Here is a 16846-nt window from a genome sequence, read left to right on the forward strand (position 1 = left end):
CTCAGGCGGCGCGCAGCGCGGCCTTGAGCTGCTCGCCCAGTTCTGGCTTGTGGGAGAACGGATCGGTGGGGTTGCGGCCCTGCACCACGTCTTCGAGGCGGGTCTGCACCGAGCCCAGGGCGTGCGGGTGGCTGAAGATGTAGAACTGATCGGCGCTGATGGCGTCGAACACCTTCTGGGCAACCTGGGCAGCCGTCACCTTGCCCGAGCCCACCGCCTTGTCGCTCATGGCCTGGCCGATCAGTTGGCTCTTGGTGGGCTTCTGGTCACGCAGTTCAGCAGGTTGGTTGCGGTGGCTCTGGTTGATGCCGGTGGGCACGAAGAAGGGGCACAGCACGCTGGCACTGATCTGATCGCTGACCAGGCGCAAATCCTGGTACAGGGTTTCAGTCAGGCTCACCACGGCATGCTTGCTGACGTTGTAGATGCCCATGTTGGGTGGGGTCAGCAGGCCGGCCATGCTGGCGGTGTTGACGATGTGGCCCCGGTAGGCCGGGTCTTTGGCCGCGGCTTCCAACATCATGGGCGTGAACAGGCGCACGCCATGGATCACACCCCAGACGTTGACACCCAGCACCCATTCCCAGTCTTTGACCGAGTTCTCCCACACCAGCCCGCCGGCGCCCACGCCCGCGTTGTTGAAAACGAAGTGCGGCGCGCCGAAGCGCTCCTTGACCGCCGTGGCCAAGGCCTCCATCTGGTCGGCCTTGGCCACGTCGACGCGGCGGGCCAGCACCTGGGCGCCGGCAGCTTCGAGTTCGGCCTGGGCCTTGTCCAGGGCATCCTGTTGCACATCCACCAGCACCAGGTTCATGCCCAGACGGGCGCCAATGCGGGCGCATTCGAGGCCGAAGCCCGAGCCGGCCCCGGTGAGCACGGCGGTGGTGTTCTTGAAATCCTTGATCATTCTTTGTCTCCTTGATTGAACGGGTTGCGGAGGCGCTCAGGCCGCGTCGAGCGCGCGCAGCACGTAGCCGATGCGCGGGAAATGGACATGCACGGTGCCGGCGCGTTCGTCGGTGCGCCGCAGGGTGTAGTGCATGCGCGTGGCGGCCACCAGCTCGCCCTCGGTGGTCTCGGTGCCAAAGGTTTCCGCGGCAATGCTCACGCGGCTGCCCAGGGCAATGCCATGCTCATCCTTGAAGGGCTCGTCACCCAGAGCCACCGGCTGGCTGGCCGCGGCCACGGCGATGGCATCGGCCGAGTCGAACTTGTCCAGGCGGCCGTGCCCCAGCGCGGCCAGCCGATCCATCCACCCCAGGACGCCCGGCGTGGCCTGCAGGATGTCGCCCATGACCGGGTTGCGCACCCGGCTGAACCACAGCGGATGGTAGGCCGCAAAGTCGGCCACCGTGGGCGCATCGCCCAGCAGGAAGGGGGGGTCTTCGAGCATGTTGGCCAGGCGGCGCAGGTAGCTTTTGTAGGCGGCCGTGGCATCGCCAGGGCGCAAACGGGTCATGCCGGTGGACATGGCGCCCCGGTCGGCGGCAAAGGCCTTGGCCACCTCGGGCGGCGCACCGGCGAACATGGCGGCCGCACCCTTGGGGCTGAGGTTGTAGGCCATGGCGGCCCAGAACAAGGTGGTGTCGGCCCACTGGGCCAGCACCCGGGCAACACCCTTTTGGTGGTCAGGGTACAGCGTGGGGCTGGGCTGGCGGTGCTCCAACACGTCGCAGATCAAGGCCGTATCACAGTAGATGTCGGCACCGATTTGCAGGAACGGGGTCTTGCGGTAGCCCCCGGTCAAGGCCAGCACGTCGGGCTTGGGCATGATCGAGGGGATGATCACCGACTTCCAGGCCAGTTGCTTGTAGCCCAGGATAAGGCGGATTTTTTCCGAGAACGGCGACGTGGGGTAATGGTGGAGGATCAGGTCGTGCATGGCGGGCTCCGTGGGGTTGGGAGGCGCGGGCGCCTCAGATCACCTTGACCAGTTGCTTGCCGAAGTTCTTGCCCTTGAGCAGGCCCAGGAAGGCGTCGGGCGCCGACTCGATGCCCTGGGCCACGCTTTCACGCGGGCGCAGCTTGCCGCTGGCCACCAGGCTCCCCAGTTCGGCCAGGGCCTCGGGCCACACTTCCATGTGCTCACCCACGATGAAGCCCTCAACCTTGAGGCGGTTGATCAGGATCAGGGCCGGGTTGGCCAGCGGCAGCGGCTTGCCGTCGTAGCCGGCGATCATGCCGCACACCGCGATGCGGGCAAAGGCATTGGTGCGCAGCAGCACCGCATCGAGGATGTAGCCGCCCACGTTTTCAAAGTAGCCGTCGATGCCGTTGGGGCAGGCCTCCTTGAGGGCCTGCGACAGGCTTTTGACATCGGGGTGGGTCTTGTAGTCGATGCAGGCGTCAAAGCCCAGTTCGTTCACGGCGTAGGCGCATTTCTCGGGGCCACCGGCAATGCCCACCACGCGACAACCGCGCGCCTTGGCCACCGCGGCGTAGGTACTGCCCACCGCGCCGGTGGCGGCACTGACCACCACGGTCTCACCGGCCTTGGGATTGATGATCTTGACCAGGCCATACCAGGCTGTCACGCCGGGCATGCCGACCGCGCCCAGGTAGTGGGACAGCGGCACATGGGTGGTGTCCACCTTGCGCAGGGTGCCCGGCGTGGACGCATCGACCACGCTGTATTGCTGCCAGCCCCCCATGCCCACCACCTTGTCGCCCACGGCGTAGCGCGCGTGGCGGCTTTCCAGCACCTCGCCCACGGTGCCACCGATCATCACCTGGCCCAGGGGTTGGGGCTGGGCATAGCTCTTGCCGTCGTTCATGCGGCCACGCATGTAGGGGTCAAGGCTGAGGTAATGGTGTTGAACCAGCACCTGACCTTCCTGCAAGGGGGCGGTGTCGGTCACCACGAGTTTGAAATTGTCGACGGTGGCCTCGCCCTGAGGGCGGTTGTCGAGCACGATCTGCTTGTTCTGGGGCATGGGTTTCTCCTGGTCAGGCCGATCATTCGGCCTTGGGTGGGTGTTCAGGGGGCGTGGGGACATCAGTCCGTGGACACGGCGGCAGGGCCCTGGCCCGGCGTTTCGGTGCGTTTCACGTACTTGAAAGTGCCGGTCGAATGGGCGCAGGCCTCCCCGGCTTCGTTGTAGATCGTGGCTTCGGTGAAGGCCATGCTGCGGGTGCGGTGCATCAACCGCCCCTTGCCGGTCAGGCGCCCGGTCCCCGGGCGCATGAAGCTGGTCTTCATCTCGATCGTCACCACCCCCAGATCGGGGGCCACGCTGCGCGCCGCCGTGGCCATGGTGACGTCCAGCAAGGTCATGATCGAGCCGCCATGCGCCACCTGAAACGAGTTCATGTGCTCAGGCCGGGGCTCGTACACGATCTCGGAATGCCCGCCTTCGAAGCGGGTGAGTTCAAACCCCAGCAGGGTGACAAAAGGAATTTCGACGCCAAAGCTCATAAAAAGGTCCATGGGGATTCAGAGCGGGAGTGTGCGCCCCGTTCGGGGCATTTTCAGCCTGCTGTCACGATCGAGGTACCGCCATCCACCGCCAGCCACTGGCCGGTGATGTGCTTGCCCGCGTCCGAGGCGTACAGCAGGCACAGGCCTTTGAGATCTTCGTCATCGCCGAGACGGCCCAGCGGTGCGTGGGCGGCCAGACGTTCCTCGCCCAGGGCCTTGAGGGTGCCCACGGTCATCTTGCTCGGGAAGAAGCCCGGGCAGATCGCATTGACACGGATGTTGTGCTGGCCCCATTCCGCGGCCAGGGTGCGGGTGAAGTTGATCACCGCGCCCTTGGAGGTGTTGTAGGCGATGGTGTTCATGCCCTTGGGGTTGCCGCCCAGGCCTGCGATCGAGGCCAGGTTGATGATGCTGCCCTTCTTGCGGGCGATCATGCTGTGTTTGGCCACATGCTGGCTGAGGATGAAATAGCCCCGCACGTTGAGGTTCATGACCTTGTCCCAGGCTTCCACCGCGTGGTCTTCGGCAGGCGAGCCCCAGGCGGCGCCGGCGTTGTTCACCAGGATGTCGATGTGGCCCAGACGGGCGATAGACTCGTCGGCCAGACGACGGATGTCGTCCTCACGGGCACAGTCGGCTGCAATCCAGCTGGCGTCGATGCCGGCGGCCTTGAGTTCGGCGGCCGACTCTTCCAGGTCTTCGGCCTTGCGCGAACTCAGCACCACACGGGCACCGGCCTCGCCCAGGGCATGGGCCATTTGCAGGCCCAGTCCACGTGAGCCGCCGGTCACCAGGGCGGTGCGGCCTTGAAGGTCAAAAAGTTGTTGCACGTTGCGTGTCATGGGAATGTCTCCTGCTGTTGGATGGCGAACCCGGCGCTGGCCAGGCTCATGCCGGGGTCAAAAGAACGGAACGGAATCAAATGGAATGAGAAGGATTCTGGGCATTCCAGGCGGCGCCACCTGTCTCGGCGGCGATACCTTCAGGCTGACTTCAGGCTCTCAGCGGTCCTCACGGGCTTGCAGGGCGGCGCGCACAAAGATCAGTAGAACGCCAGCAGCGGTCGCCAGACCACCCCAGACCAGCAGACGCTCCCCCTGCCCCGGCGCGACCCGCTCGGTGGCCAGGCCCAGCACCACGCTCAGCAGCCCGCCGTAGATCAGCCACCACACGAGCTGCTGCAGGCGCAACAACAAGCGGGGGCTGACACGCAACAGGGCCACGGGGCAAGACCTCAGAAAGCGTCTTCAGGCAGCTCGGCGCAGGTCTGGTCACGCGTTTCAACCACCCGCAGCCAGGCCCCGATCTTGGGCAATTCGTAATGAAAAAAGAAGCGCGCTGCTGCCAGACGTCCCTGTGCCGTGGCGTCACGGGTGCCACCGGCCTGCACAGCCAGCGCCACGTCCAACCAGATCCAGGCCAGCACCGTGTGACCAAAGGCCTGCAAGTAGGGCACTGCATTGGCCAAGGCGTCGGTAGGCACGCCAGTGGCCCAGGCCGCCTTGGTGGCCGCACCCACCTGTTGCAGGGCACCTCCCAGCGCATTGGCATGGGCGGCCAGTTCGGGCTGCTGCAGCGCGCGCTCGATGGTGTTGTTGATGCGGGCAGCCAGCAACTGCAGGCCCCGGCCGTTCTCCATCAGCACCTTGCGGCCCAGCAGATCCATGGCCTGGATGCCGTGGGTGCCTTCATGAATCATGTTCAGGCGGTTGTCACGCCAATACTGCTCCACCGGAAAGTCGCGGGTGTAACCGTAGCCCCCATGCACCTGGATGGCCAGCGAATTGGCCTCCAGGCACCACTCGCTGGGCCAGCTCTTGGCGATCGGGGTGAGCACCTCCAGCAACAGGCGCGCATCGTCAGCGGCCTCAGGGGCGCCGGTGTGTTGTTCGTCGACCAGACGGGCACAGTACAGCTCCAGAGCCAGCGCGCCTTCGCAGTACGACTTCTGGGCCAGCAGCATGCGCTTGACGTCAGCATGCTCGATGATGCGGATCTGCGGCTGAGCGGCGTCCTTGCCACCCACGCCCATGGGGCGGCCCTGGGGCCGGTTGCGGGCGTAGTCCAGCGAGGCCAGATAACCCGCCATGCCCAGCATGGTGGCGGCCATGCCCACGCCGATCCGGGCCTCGTTCATCATGTGGAACATGCATTTCAGGCCTTCGCCCGGGCGACCTACCAGGTAGCCCACGGCCCCGCCCTGCCCGCCTGGCTGGAACTTGCCTTCGCCAAAGTTGAGCAAGGTGTTGGTGGTGCCCCGCCAACCCAGTTTGTGGTTCAGACCCGCGAGGACGACGTCATTGCGCTCGCCCGTCAGACGGCCTTCGGTGTCGACCAGCTTCTTGGGCACGATGAACAGCGAGATGCCCTTCACGCCCGGAATGGTCTTGCCATCGGGACCCGGGATCTTGGCCAGCACCAGGTGAATGATGTTCTCGGTCAACTCGTGTTCGCCGGCCGAGATCCACATCTTGTTGCCCTTGAGGCGGAAGCGCGGGCCCAACGGATCAGCCTCGGCGCCCTCGCCATCGGGCACGGCACGGGTGGCCACATCGCTGAGGCTGGAGCCGGCCTGCGGCTCGGACAGGCACATGGTGCCCGACCAGCGGCCAGCAAACTCGTTCTTGGCGAAAACCTGCTTCTGCAGCTCACTGCCGTGGGCCATCAGCAGGTTGGCATTGCCGGTGGTGAGCATGCCCGAGCCGATGCTGACCGAGGCGCAACCGAAAAAAGCGTTGGCGGCGGCTTCAACCGTGTAGGGCAATTGCATGCCGCCCCAGTCGTAATCCTGCGCAGCACTCAGCATGCCGGATTCGGCATAGGCCTTCTGGGCATCATGGGTGGCCTGGGGCAAGGTCACCTTCTCACCGTCGAAATGGGGCTCCTGGGTGTCCACCAGACGGTTGAAGGGGGCGTACTTTTCGCGAGCGATGCGCTCGCAGGTGTCCAGCACGGCATCGAAGGTATCGCGGCTGTGGTCCGCGAAGCGCTCACGCTGGTTCAGGTTGTCGGCTTGCAGCCACTGGAACAGAAGGAAATCGATGCTGGAACGGAGGCTCATGGCGTGGACTCTGTGCGTAAGAAGAGATCAGGGGGAGCCAGCAGAAACAGAGCATGCCGCAGCCCGGAGCGGGCTGAATCTGGGCATGGCGCGTGTCCGTGGCCCGTGCGGAGGCCTGGCTGCCAGGGTGTCAGTCACGCCAAGGCAGCTCAGGCCTGGGAGACTGCGCCGGCATCCGCTGGACGCCGGCACCGCCTCCCGGTGCCGATCACAGCACTTCGAAAATGCCGGCAGCACCCATGCCACCGCCAATGCACATGGTCACGGCCACGCGCTTGGCACCGCGGCGCTTGCCTTCGATCAGGGCGTGGCCGGTCAGACGCTGGCCGCTCACCCCATAAGGGTGGCCCAGGGCGATGGCGCCACCGTTCACGTTCAGGCGGTCAGCCGGAATGCCCAACTTGTCGCGGCAGTAGATCACCTGCACGGCAAAGGCTTCGTTCAACTCCCACAGGTCGATGTCGCTGACCTTGAGGCCCAGGCGGTCCAAAACCTTGGGCACGGCAAAGACGGGGCCGATGCCCATCTCGTCGGGCTCGCAACCGGCCACAGCAAAGCCCAGGAAGCGGCCCAGCGGCTGCAGGTTGTGGCGTGCGGCGTACTCTTCGCTGACCACCACGCAGGCGCCGGCGCCATCGGAGAACTGGCTGGCGTTGCCGGCCGACACCACACCGCCGGGCATGGCCGGCTTGATGCCGCTGATGCCTTCCTTGGTGGTGCCTTCGCGGGTGCCTTCATCGCGGCTCACGGTCACTTCCTTGGTGCGCAGGCCCATCACGGGGTCGGCTACGCCGGCCGTCACGGTGATGGGGGCGATTTCGGCATCGAACAGGCCGGCGGCCTGGGCGGCGCAGGCCTTTTGCTGGCTGGCAGCGCCGTACTCGTCCATCACGTCGCGGCCGATGTTGTAGCGCTTGGCGACCTGCTCGGCCGTCTGCAGCATGGACCAATAGATTTCGGGTTTGACCTTCAGCAGCGCCGGATCGGCCAGCATGTGCTGGTTCATTTCCTGCTGCACGCAGGAGATGCTTTCAACGCCGCCAGCCACATACACCTCACCTTCGCCGGCGATGATGCGCTGCGAAGCCAGGGCAATGGTCTGCAAACCCGAGGAGCAGAAGCGGTTCACGGTCAGGCCCGACACATTCACAGGGCAGCCGGCCATCAGGGCGATCTGACGTGCGATGTTGGCACCCGTGGCGCCCTCTGGGTTGGCGCAGCCCATGATCACGTCCTCGATGTGGGCAGCATCGATACCAGCCCGGGCAATCGCGTGCTTGACGGCATGGCCGCCCAGGGTGGCGCCATGGGTCATGTTGAACGAACCCTTCCAGCTCTTGGCAAGCGGGGTACGGGCGGTGGAAACAATAACGGCCTTGGTCATGGCAGGGTGCCTTTCTGTCGGTTATGGGGTTCGGCTGTGCTCACGAAGCCTTGGAGGCATTGCGCAGCAGTTGTTGATAGAACTGGATCGCTTCCACGTAGTTGCTCACCGAGATGCGCTCGTTGGTGCCGTGGAAACGTGGCAAGTCTTCGGGGTGCGCACGCACCGGCGAGAACTTGTAGATGTTGCGGCTGAGGTCGCCGAAAAAGCGGGAATCCGTGCCCCCCACCATCAGGCCAGGGGCCACAACGGCATCGGCGAACAACTCACGCACCGTGCGGTTGATGAGTTGATAGCCTCGGGCCGAGGTGGGCGAGACGGCCGAGGGCTCGGCACTGTCGCGCAGGCGTTGCAGCTGGATGGCTTCGTTGGCCACCACGGTTTTCACATGCTGTTCAACCGAGTCCAGGCTGTCACCGGGCAGCAGGCGAAAGTTCACCGTGGCTTCGGCGTGGCCGGGCAGCACGTTGAGCTTGTTGCCGGCGTTGACGATGGTCAGGGCCGTGGTGGTGCGCAGCATGGCGTTCGAGCTGGGCGACTTCTCAAGCTGTTGACGCACCAGGGGCCCGAACAGCCACAGGTTGGACAACAGGAAGCGGTTCACACCGTGCATCTCGGGCGCCAGGGTGTCGAACAGATCCTGGGCCACACCCGTCACGCTGGCGGGCAATTGCTGGGCTTCGAGCTGCGTCAAAGCCTTGCTCAGCATGCCGATGGCGGTCTGAGGCGGCGGCATCGACGAATGGCCGGGGGCGGTGTCGACGCTGAGCTGCCAGGTGCCAATGCCTTTTTCGGCCACACCAATCAGCGCCGCCGGCACTTGCAGGCCAGGCAACACGCCTTCGGTGACCACCATGCCTTCGTCCAGCACGAAGTCGAACTGGACCCCGCGCTGCTTCAGTACCTGGGCCATCTCCCGCGCACCCGCCCCGCCGACCTCTTCGTCTCCGCCCGACAGCAGGTAAACCGTCTGACGAGGTTGAAAGCCAGAGGCCAGCAGCGATTCGATGGCTTCCAACTGGGCCATCAGGTTGCCCTTGTCATCCCAGGCGCCACGGCCCCAGACAAAGCCATCCTGGATGCGACCCTCGAAAGGAGGTACGGTCCATTTGGCTTCGGTGCCGGGGGCGATGGGCACCACGTCCTGGTGTGCCATCAGTGCCAGCGGCAAGGCTTTTGCATCGCTGCCGGTCCAGATGAACATCAGGCTGTGGGCACCGAAGCGCTCCAGCTCGAGCTGCTGGTGAACACGCGGAAACTGCTGCGCCAGATAGGCGTGCAGTCGGTCGAATTCGGCTGCGTTGAGCTGGGCGTCGGATTCCGACGACACCGTCTGGATGCGAACCGCACCGGCCAGTCGCTTGGCGACGGCATCGGCATCGACCTGCGGGGAGGCAATGCGTTCGACGGCCAGTTGCCGCGAGGGTTTGAGGAGGGTGTTGCCCACCACCACAGCACCCAGGCCGGCGCACAGCACCAGCACAGCCAGAGAGATTCGCTTGAGGCTCATGTCGTGTCAGCTGGTGGCGACAGCGCTCAATTGAAGGTCTTGCCTTCGGCCACCAGGCGGGCCAGCAACGGGGCCGGCTGCCAGAACTGGGCGTCGTCGAGCGGGTTCTTGGCAAAACGCTTCATGGCTTCGGCGACGTTGAACAGGCCCAGCTGATCGGCATAGTGCATCGGGCCGCCGCGCCAGATCGGGAAGCCATAGCCGGTCAGGTACACCATGTCGATGTCGCTGGCCTTGCTGGCAATGCCCTCTTCCAGAATGTGGGCGGCTTCGTTGACCAGGGAGAACACCAGACGCTGCACGATTTCCTCGTCGGAAATCTTGCGCGGTGTGATGCCCAGGTCCTTGCGATGCTTCTCGATCAGGTCGACCACCAGCTGGCTGGGGATGGCATCGCGCTTGCCCGGCACGTAGTCGTACCAGCCGGCGCCGGTCTTCTGACCGTAGCGGCCCAGTTCACACAGCAGGTCAGCGGTCTTGCTGTACTTGAGGTCGGGCTTCTCGGTGTAACGGCGCTTGCGGATGGCCCAGCCGATGTCGTTGCCAGCCAGGTCGCCCATGCGGAACGGGCCCATGGCAAAGCCAAACTTCTCGACCGCTTTGTCAACCTGAGCCGGGGTCGCCCCTTCTTCAAGCAGAAAGCCTGCCTGGCGGCTGTATTGCTCGATCATGCGGTTGCCGATGAAGCCATCGCACACGCCCGAAACCACAGCGGTCTTCTTGATCTTCTTGCCCACGGCCATGACGGTGGCCAAGACATCTTTGGCAGTGGCCTTGCCACGCACCACCTCAAGCAGTTTCATCACGTTGGCCGGGCTGAAGAAGTGCATGCCCACCACGTCCTGCGGACGCTGGGTGAAGGACGCAATCTTGTCGACGTCCAGCGTCGACGTGTTGGAGGCCAGAATGGCACCGGGCTTGGCGACGGCATCGAGCTGCTTGAACACGGCTTCCTTGACACCCATTTCCTCGAACACCGCTTCGATGATCAGGTCGGCGTCCTTCAGGTCGCCATAGCTCAGGGTGGTGCTCAGCAGGCTCATGCGCTGCTCATATTTGTCTTGCTTGAGCTTGCCCTTCTTGACCTGGGCTTCGTAGTTCTTCTTGATGGTGGCAATGCCGCGGTCCAGGGCTTCCTGCTTCATTTCCAGCATCTTCACGGGGATACCGGCATTCAGGAAGTTCATCGTGATGCCGCCGCCCATGGTGCCGGCGCCGATCACGCCCACTTGGCGAATGTCGCGCTTGGGGGTGTCGTCCGCCACATCCGGGATCTTGGAGGCAGCGCGCTCGGCCACGAACAGGTGGCGCAGGGCACGGCACTCGGGGGTCCACATCAGGTTGATGAAGATGTCGCGTTCAAAGACCATGCCGTCGTCGAACTTCTTCTTGGTGGCGGCCTCGACGGCGTCCACGCACTTGCCCGGGGCGGGGAAGTTCTTGGCCATGCCCTTGACCATGTTGCGGGCAAATTGGAAGTAGGCGTCGCCCAGGGGGTGCTTGCAGGGCAGGTTGCGCACCAGGGGGAAGGCCGAGCCGTCGGCGGCATGCTTGGCGGCCACCTCGCGGGCCATCGCCAGCGCTTCGTCGGCCAGCGACTCAGGCGAGGCGGCCAGCTTGTCAAACAGCTTCTGGCCCGGCAGGCTGGCCAGCAATTCGCTCTTGACGGGCTCACCGCTCACGATCATGTTGAGCGCGGTTTCAACACCCAGCACGCGCGGCAGGCGCTGTGTGCCACCCGCCCCGGGGATCAGGCCGAGTTTGACTTCAGGCAGGGCCACTTGGGTGCCGGGGGCTGCAATGCGGTAGTGCGCCCCCAGAGCCAGCTCCAGGCCTCCGCCCATGGCCACGCTGTGCACAGCGGCCACGACCGGCTTGGCCGATTTCTCGACCGCGCCAATCACGCTCAGCAGGTTGGGTTCCTGCAGCGCCTTGGGGCTGCCGAATTCCTTGATGTCGGCACCGCCCGAGAAGGCCTTGCCTGCGCCTGTCAGCACGATGGCCTTGACGGCGGCATCGGCATTGGCCTGCTCAAGGCCGGCCACGATGCCCTGGCGGGTGGCGAGGCCCAGGCCGTTGACCGGAGGGTTGTTCAGGGTGATCACAGCGATATCGCCGTGGACTTTGTATTCTGCCGTCATGCGGGTGTTCCTCGATGAATAAAAAAGAACGATCGTGCGATTTTTATTTTAGGGAAAGCTTGTTGCACCGCAACGACCGGGCTGTCCCAGCCGGGACAAAATGAGCGGTTTTGACCGATGTACAAGGGAAAACCCCTAACAAACGATGTGCAGAGCGGCCGCTCACCACCCTGCCCTGCCCCGTTTTTCGGGGCGTGTCTCAGACCTCCAGCCACTCCTTGCGCACGTCGGCATCGGCACGCAACTGATCAGGCGTGCCTTCGAACACGATGCTGCCATGCCCCATGACCAGCGTCCGGTCGGAGATGGACATGGCGATGGTCAGCTTCTGCTCGATCAGCAGCACCGAAATGCCGCGAGCCTTGAGGTTCTGCAGGTATTGGCCCACCAGTTCGACGATCTTCGGGGCCAGCCCCTCAGTGGGCTCGTCGATGATGATCAGGTCGGGGTCCCCCATGAGGGTGCGGCACAGCGTGAGCATCTGCTGCTCGCCGCCCGACATGACGCCGGCCTCGGTGTGCTGTCGCTCCTTCAGGCGCGGGAACATCTGGTACATGTCGTCAAACGACCAGCGCGAGCCCTTGCCATTGCCCTTGCGGCCCAACAGCAGGTTCTGGTGCACCGTGAGCTTGGGGAAGATCTCGCGGTTTTCGGGCACATAGCCCAGCCCCAGATGGGCGATCTCGTAGGCCTTGCGACCCTGCAGGGCCTGCCCTTTCCAATTGATCGAGCCTTCCCAGTTGACCAGGCCCATGACGGCCTTCGCGGTTGTCGAACGGCCTGAGCCGTTGCGCCCCAGCAGGGCCACGATTTCGCCCGGCTGCACATCGAAATGCACGCCATGCAACACATGGCTCTTGCCGTAGAAGGCGTGCAGGTTCTCTACCTTCAGCATGCTCAATGTCCTCCGGCCTGGTTCTCGGCCACCACGGAGCCCAGATAGGCTTCTTGCACGCGCTGGTTGGCGCGCACGGCTTCAGGCGTGTCAAAGGCGATCACCTCGCCATACACCACCACGGCGATCTTGTCGGCCAGGCCGAAAACCACCCCCATGTCGTGCTCCACCGTGAGCAAGGTCTTGCCCACCGTCACCTCACGGATGAGGCTGATGAAGCGTTTGGTCTCGCTGCGGCTCATGCCGGCGGTGGGTTCATCGAGCAGGATCACATTGGCGCCGCCGCCGATGGTGATGCCGATCTCCAGGGCCCGCTGTTCGGCGTAGGTCAGGTTCATGGCCAGCACGTCGCGCTTCTTGTCGAGGTGGATCTGCCGCATCAGTTCTTCGGCCCGTTCGTTGGCATCGTGCAGACCCGAGAGGAAGCGCAAGAAGGTGTACTTGTAGCCCAGGCTCCAGAGCACCCCGCAACGCAGGTTCTCGAACACGCTCAGCTTCGGGAAGATGTTCGTGATCTGAAAGCTGCGCGACAGCCCGCGCCGGTTGATCTCATAGGGCGGCAAGCCGTTGATGCGCTGCCCGTTGAGCACCACGTCACCGCTGGTGGGTGCAAAGCGGCCGCTGATGAGGTTGAACAGGGTGGATTTGCCCGCCCCATTCGGCCCGATGATGGCCACCCGCTCGCCGTGGGCCACCTTGAGGTTGGCACCGCGGATGATTTCGGAGCGACCGAAGCTTTTGCGCAGGTCGTTGAGCTCCAGGGCGTATTCAGAAGTGGCGGTCATGACTCAGTGGGCCTCCGTGCGCTTGATTTCTTTTTCGATTTCTTCCTGGATCAGGTGCCAGCGGGCCACAAAACGGCGCCGCACCAGCTCGAACAGGCCCAGGCCCACGGCCAGCACCGCACCGGCACACAACCAGCTGGTGGTGGCTTCCGCATTCACGCGCAGGTGCAGGAACTCCATTTCGGGGCCCAGGGCCGCGTTCAGCTGCAGGTGGTAGAGCATCTCGATCATCGAAGCCGCCCCCAGCACCACCACCGAACCGGTCAAGGCCATGCCCAGGTAACAGCTCAGCAGGGGCTTGAGGCGGCCGAAACGGGCCAGCCGCACATTCAGCATCACCAGGCTGGCGATGCCGCCAGGCGCATACATCACCATGAACAGGAACACCAGGCCCAGGTACAGCAGCCAGGCCTTGCTCAGCTCGGACAGCAGCACCGAGGCGAACACCAGCAGCACGGCACCGATGATGGGCCCGAAGAAGAAGGTGGCCCCCCCCAGGAAGGTGAACAGCAGATAGCCGCCGGAGCGGATCACGCTGAGGCTGTCGGCCCCGGTGACGATCTCGAAGTTGATGGTGGCCAGGCCGCCGCCCACGCCGGCAAAAAAGCCGGCGATGATGAAGGCGAAATAGCGCACGCGCTGGGTGTTGTAGCCGATGAACTCGACCCGCTCGGGGTTGTCGCGCACCGCGTTCAGGATGCGCCCCAGCGGCGTGCCCGTGAAGGCGAACATCGCCGCGGTGCAGACGAAGCAATAGAGCGCGATCAGGTAATAGACCTGGATCTGCGGCCCGAAGCTGATGCCCATGAAGCTCTGGCCATACACCCGGTTGGTGGTGATGCCACCTTCGCCGCCAAAGAAGTCAGGCAGCATCAAAGCCATCGAGGCCACCAGCTCGCCCACGCCCATGGTGATCATGGCAAAGGTGGTGCCCGACTTCTTGGTGGTCACCCAGCCCAGCAAGGCGGCAAAACCCATGCCGGCCATGCCGCCCACGATGGGGATCAGCGACACCGGGATGCTCAGCCCCTTGCCGGCCATGTTCATGGCGTGGATGGCGATGAACGAGCCCAGCCCGGTGTAGACCGCATGGCCAAAGCTCAGCATGCCCCCCTGCCCCAGCAGCATGTTGTAGCTCAGGCAGATGATGATGAGGTAGCCGATCTGCGAGAGCATGGTCAGCGCCAGGCTGCTCTTGAACAGCAGCGGAGCCACGATCAGGGCCAGCGCGAACAGGGCCCAGATCACGATGCGCCCCAGGTTCAGGGGCTTGAAGCCGTAGACTTGAATGTTGTTGGAACTCATGGATCAATCCTCCCGTTTGCCCAGCAGGCCCTTGGGCCGGAAGATCAGCATCAGCACCAGCAACAAGTAGGGCAGGATGGGCGCGACTTGCGAGATGGTGAGCTTGAGCACGGAATAGAGCGCAGTGTCTTCGGTGATGTGAAAGCCCAGGCCCACCAGCGCCGTGGCCATCGAATAGTCCAATGCCACGGCAAAGGTCTGCAGCACACCGATCAGCAGCGAAGCCAAAAAGGCCCCTGCCAACGAGCCCATGCCGCCGACCACCACCACCACGAAGATGATGGAGCCCACCGAACCAGCCATCGCCGGCTCGGTGACATAGGTGTTGCCGCCGATCACGCCCGCCAGGCCAGCCAGAGCGGCACCGCCACCGAACACCAGCATGAAGATCCGTGGCACGTTGTGGCCCAGGGCTTCAGCCATGTCGGGGTGAGTCAGCGCGGCCTGGATCACCAGGCCGATGCGGGTGCGGGTCAGCAGCAGCCAGACCGAGGCCAGCATCAACAGCGCCACCAGCATGATGAAGCTGCGCGACTTGGGAAACTGCGTGCCATACAAGGTGAACAGCGGACCTTGCAGTTGCTCGGGCAGCCCGTAGGGCACGGTGGAACGACCCCACACCAGTTGCACCACTTCGAGGATCAGGTAGGACAGGCCGAAGGTGACCAGCAGTTCAGGCACATGGCCGAATTTGTGCACCCGGCGCAGGCTGTAGCGTTCGAACAGAGAGCCCAGCGCGCCCACCGCGAGCGGTGCCACGAACAGCGCCGGCCAGAAGCCGATGGCCTTCGAGATGGTGTAGGCGAAGTACGCGCCCAGCATGTAGAAGCTCGTGTGGGCGAAGTTCAGAACGCCCATCATGCTGAAAATGAGCGTCAGCCCAGAGCTCAGCATGAACAGCAGCAGCCCATAGCTGATGCCGTTGAGCATGGAGATGGTGAAAAACTCAAGATTCATTGAAAGTCTTTTGCATCAGGGTCAAAAAAAAGGCCCGAGCGGCGTCGGGCCTCGCAAGTTCGACAACAGTTCAGGGTCGCTTCATTTCACACGAAGTCGGGGTGCTGGCCACATAGGGTTCATAGAACTTCAGGGGCACCAGGGTATAGCCGGTGTTTTCAGGCGAGTAAGGGTACTTGCCGCCCGCCTTTTCCCACTTGGTGATGTACAGGCCCTGCTGCAACTGGTGATCGGTCTTGCGCAGTTCGACCTCGCCGTTGAAGCTCTTGAACTTCATGCCTTCCATGGTGGCGGCCACCTTGACCGGGTCGGTCGACTTGGACTTGGCAAAGGCCTCGGTGAGCGCCACAAACACGGTGTAGATGTCGGTGGTGTAGAGGTCGTCGTTGAACTTGGCCTTGAACTGGTCGGCCAGCTTCTGGATGTCGCCACCCATGTTGTAGTGGGCGTAGCTGACCTGGTAGATCTTGCCCGCCGAGGCCGCACCCATCGCAGTCGGGGTGCCCGATGTGACGGCGTAGTAGGTCAGGAACTTGACGTTGTTCAGACCCGAATCGTTGGCGGCCTTGATCAACAGCGCGAGGTCGGAGCCCCAGTTGCCGGTGATCACGGTGTCGGCACCCGACTGCTTGATCTTGGCGATATAGGGCGAGAAATCACGCACCTGGGCCAGCGGGTGCAGGTCGTCGCCGACGATCTGGATGTCGGGGCGCTTGCGGCTCAGGTTGGCCTTGGCAAACTTCGAGACCTGCTGACCATGCGAGTAGTTCTGGTTGATCAGGTACACCTTCTTGATGTCGGCCTGATCCTTCATCCAGGTGGTCAGGGCCTCCATCTTCATCGAGGTGTCGGCATCGAAGCGGTACTGCCAGTAGCTGCACTTGCTGTTGGTCAGGTCGGGGTCGACCGCGGCATAGTTGAGGTAAAGCACCTCTTTGCCCGGATTGCGTGCATTGTGCTTTTCCAGTGCATCGATGATGGCCAGTGCCGGGCCCGAGCCGTTGCCCTGGGTGACGTAGCGGGCACCCTGGTCGATGGCCGAGCGCAAGGCGCTGGTGGTCTCCTGGGGGCTGAGCTTGTTGTCAATGCCGATGATCTCGAACTTCACACCGGCAGCATTTTTCTTGTTGAACTCTTCGGCCAGGAACTGAAAGCTCTTGAGCTGGTTGGTGCCCACAGCCGCCATCAGACCCGACAGCGGATCAAGCCAGGCGATCTTGACTGTTTCACCCTGTTGGGCAAACGCGCCGCCAGCCAGGGCCAGCAGGGTCGAGGCCACCACGGTCTTCATCACGAATTTCATGCTTTGTCTCCGTTCTGTTTGGAATGTTTTCAGCGTAATGTCTTTGTGCAGTGCAGCGCTCAGGGAATGCCCCTAGCATCTATCACG

15 protein-coding genes are annotated in these 16846 nt (G+C 63.7%); all 15 read right to left on the bottom strand.

The window, feature by feature from the left end:
- Position 1 precedes the first annotated feature (1 nt).
- The 15 genes from AC07PT_RS06035 to AC07PT_RS06105 all read right to left on the bottom strand — a co-directional run bounded on the left by AC07PT_RS06035 (position 2) and on the right by AC07PT_RS06105 (position 16759).
- Positions 2 to 907 carry an SDR family oxidoreductase gene (locus AC07PT_RS06035; protein ID WP_492345526.1) on the bottom strand — a complete coding sequence of 302 codons (906 nt, stop codon included), beginning with the start codon at positions 905 to 907 and terminating at the stop codon, positions 2 to 4.
- A gap of 36 nt (positions 908 to 943) precedes the next feature.
- Positions 944 to 1882: a glutathione S-transferase family protein gene (locus AC07PT_RS06040; protein WP_494656127.1), complete on the bottom strand. Its 939-nt coding sequence runs from the start codon at positions 1880 to 1882 to the stop codon at positions 944 to 946.
- Between the two features lie 34 nt (positions 1883 to 1916).
- Entirely contained in the window at positions 1917 to 2933 is a 1017-nt protein-coding gene (locus tag AC07PT_RS06045; RefSeq protein ID WP_492345528.1) for an NADP-dependent oxidoreductase, read from the bottom strand.
- 62 nt (positions 2934 to 2995) lie between these two features.
- Positions 2996 to 3415, bottom strand: a complete 420-nt coding sequence (locus AC07PT_RS06050) for a PaaI family thioesterase (protein ID WP_494656277.1) — start codon at positions 3413 to 3415, stop codon at positions 2996 to 2998.
- A gap of 53 nt (positions 3416 to 3468) precedes the next feature.
- Positions 3469 to 4260, bottom strand: a complete 792-nt coding sequence (locus AC07PT_RS06055; protein WP_494656128.1) for an SDR family oxidoreductase — start codon at positions 4258 to 4260, stop codon at positions 3469 to 3471.
- Positions 4261 to 4419: 159 nt separating this feature from the next.
- Positions 4420 to 4641, bottom strand: a complete 222-nt coding sequence (locus AC07PT_RS06060) for a hypothetical protein (RefSeq protein ID WP_492345531.1) — start codon at positions 4639 to 4641, stop codon at positions 4420 to 4422.
- Between the two features lie 11 nt (positions 4642 to 4652).
- A complete protein-coding gene (locus tag AC07PT_RS06065; protein ID WP_494656129.1) occupies positions 4653 to 6479 on the bottom strand; it encodes an acyl-CoA dehydrogenase in 1827 nt (608 codons plus the stop codon).
- A 208-nt stretch (positions 6480 to 6687) separates the two neighbouring features.
- Positions 6688 to 7863, bottom strand: a complete 1176-nt coding sequence (locus AC07PT_RS06070) for an acetyl-CoA C-acyltransferase (protein WP_492345533.1) — start codon at positions 7861 to 7863, stop codon at positions 6688 to 6690.
- A gap of 40 nt (positions 7864 to 7903) precedes the next feature.
- Positions 7904 to 9373 carry a M20 family peptidase gene (locus AC07PT_RS06075; RefSeq protein ID WP_494656130.1) on the bottom strand — a complete coding sequence of 490 codons (1470 nt, stop codon included), beginning with the start codon at positions 9371 to 9373 and terminating at the stop codon, positions 7904 to 7906.
- A gap of 26 nt (positions 9374 to 9399) precedes the next feature.
- A complete protein-coding gene (locus AC07PT_RS06080; RefSeq protein ID WP_494656131.1) occupies positions 9400 to 11514 on the bottom strand; it encodes a 3-hydroxyacyl-CoA dehydrogenase NAD-binding domain-containing protein in 2115 nt (704 codons plus the stop codon).
- Between the two features lie 199 nt (positions 11515 to 11713).
- Positions 11714 to 12409, bottom strand: coding sequence for an ABC transporter ATP-binding protein (locus AC07PT_RS06085; RefSeq protein WP_492345536.1), 696 nt, complete (start codon positions 12407 to 12409; stop codon positions 11714 to 11716).
- Between the two features lie 2 nt (positions 12410 to 12411).
- Positions 12412 to 13194 (bottom strand): ABC transporter ATP-binding protein, encoded by a 783-nt coding sequence (locus AC07PT_RS06090; RefSeq protein ID WP_019575513.1) that lies wholly within the window; start codon positions 13192 to 13194, stop codon positions 12412 to 12414.
- A gap of 3 nt (positions 13195 to 13197) precedes the next feature.
- Positions 13198 to 14499: a branched-chain amino acid ABC transporter permease gene (locus AC07PT_RS06095; protein ID WP_492345537.1), complete on the bottom strand. Its 1302-nt coding sequence runs from the start codon at positions 14497 to 14499 to the stop codon at positions 13198 to 13200.
- 3 nt (positions 14500 to 14502) lie between these two features.
- Positions 14503 to 15456: a branched-chain amino acid ABC transporter permease gene (locus tag AC07PT_RS06100; protein ID WP_492345538.1), complete on the bottom strand. Its 954-nt coding sequence runs from the start codon at positions 15454 to 15456 to the stop codon at positions 14503 to 14505.
- A gap of 70 nt (positions 15457 to 15526) precedes the next feature.
- The gene (locus AC07PT_RS06105) at positions 15527 to 16759 is read right to left on the bottom strand and encodes a branched-chain amino acid ABC transporter substrate-binding protein (protein ID WP_494656132.1); all 1233 of its coding nucleotides are present in this window, start codon (positions 16757 to 16759) and stop codon (positions 15527 to 15529) included.
- Positions 16760 to 16846 lie beyond the last annotated feature (87 nt).

This window comes from Curvibacter sp. GW821-FHT09D12, assembly GCF_059416245.1.

Excerpts from the sequence above, each read along its gene's own strand:
- AC07PT_RS06035 (WP_492345526.1), bottom strand. The coding sequence starts at position 907 with ATGATCAAGGATTTCAAGAACACCACCGCCGTGCTCACCGGGGCCGGC.
- AC07PT_RS06040 (WP_494656127.1), bottom strand. The coding sequence starts at position 1,882 with ATGCACGACCTGATCCTCCACCATTACCCCACGTCGCCGTTCTCGGAA.
- AC07PT_RS06045 (WP_492345528.1), bottom strand. The coding sequence starts at position 2,933 with ATGCCCCAGAACAAGCAGATCGTGCTCGACAACCGCCCTCAGGGCGAG.
- AC07PT_RS06050 (WP_494656277.1), bottom strand. The coding sequence starts at position 3,415 with ATGAGCTTTGGCGTCGAAATTCCTTTTGTCACCCTGCTGGGGTTTGAA.
- AC07PT_RS06055 (WP_494656128.1), bottom strand. The coding sequence starts at position 4,260 with ATGACACGCAACGTGCAACAACTTTTTGACCTTCAAGGCCGCACCGCC.
- AC07PT_RS06065 (WP_494656129.1), bottom strand. The coding sequence starts at position 6,479 with ATGAGCCTCCGTTCCAGCATCGATTTCCTTCTGTTCCAGTGGCTGCAA.
- AC07PT_RS06070 (WP_492345533.1), bottom strand. The coding sequence starts at position 7,863 with ATGACCAAGGCCGTTATTGTTTCCACCGCCCGTACCCCGCTTGCCAAG.
- AC07PT_RS06075 (WP_494656130.1), bottom strand. The coding sequence starts at position 9,373 with ATGAGCCTCAAGCGAATCTCTCTGGCTGTGCTGGTGCTGTGCGCCGGC.
- AC07PT_RS06080 (WP_494656131.1), bottom strand. The coding sequence starts at position 11,514 with ATGACGGCAGAATACAAAGTCCACGGCGATATCGCTGTGATCACCCTG.
- AC07PT_RS06085 (WP_492345536.1), bottom strand. The coding sequence starts at position 12,409 with ATGCTGAAGGTAGAGAACCTGCACGCCTTCTACGGCAAGAGCCATGTG.
- AC07PT_RS06090 (WP_019575513.1), bottom strand. The coding sequence starts at position 13,194 with ATGACCGCCACTTCTGAATACGCCCTGGAGCTCAACGACCTGCGCAAA.
- AC07PT_RS06095 (WP_492345537.1), bottom strand. The coding sequence starts at position 14,499 with ATGAGTTCCAACAACATTCAAGTCTACGGCTTCAAGCCCCTGAACCTG.
- AC07PT_RS06100 (WP_492345538.1), bottom strand. The coding sequence starts at position 15,456 with ATGAATCTTGAGTTTTTCACCATCTCCATGCTCAACGGCATCAGCTAT.
- AC07PT_RS06105 (WP_494656132.1), bottom strand. The coding sequence starts at position 16,759 with ATGAAATTCGTGATGAAGACCGTGGTGGCCTCGACCCTGCTGGCCCTG.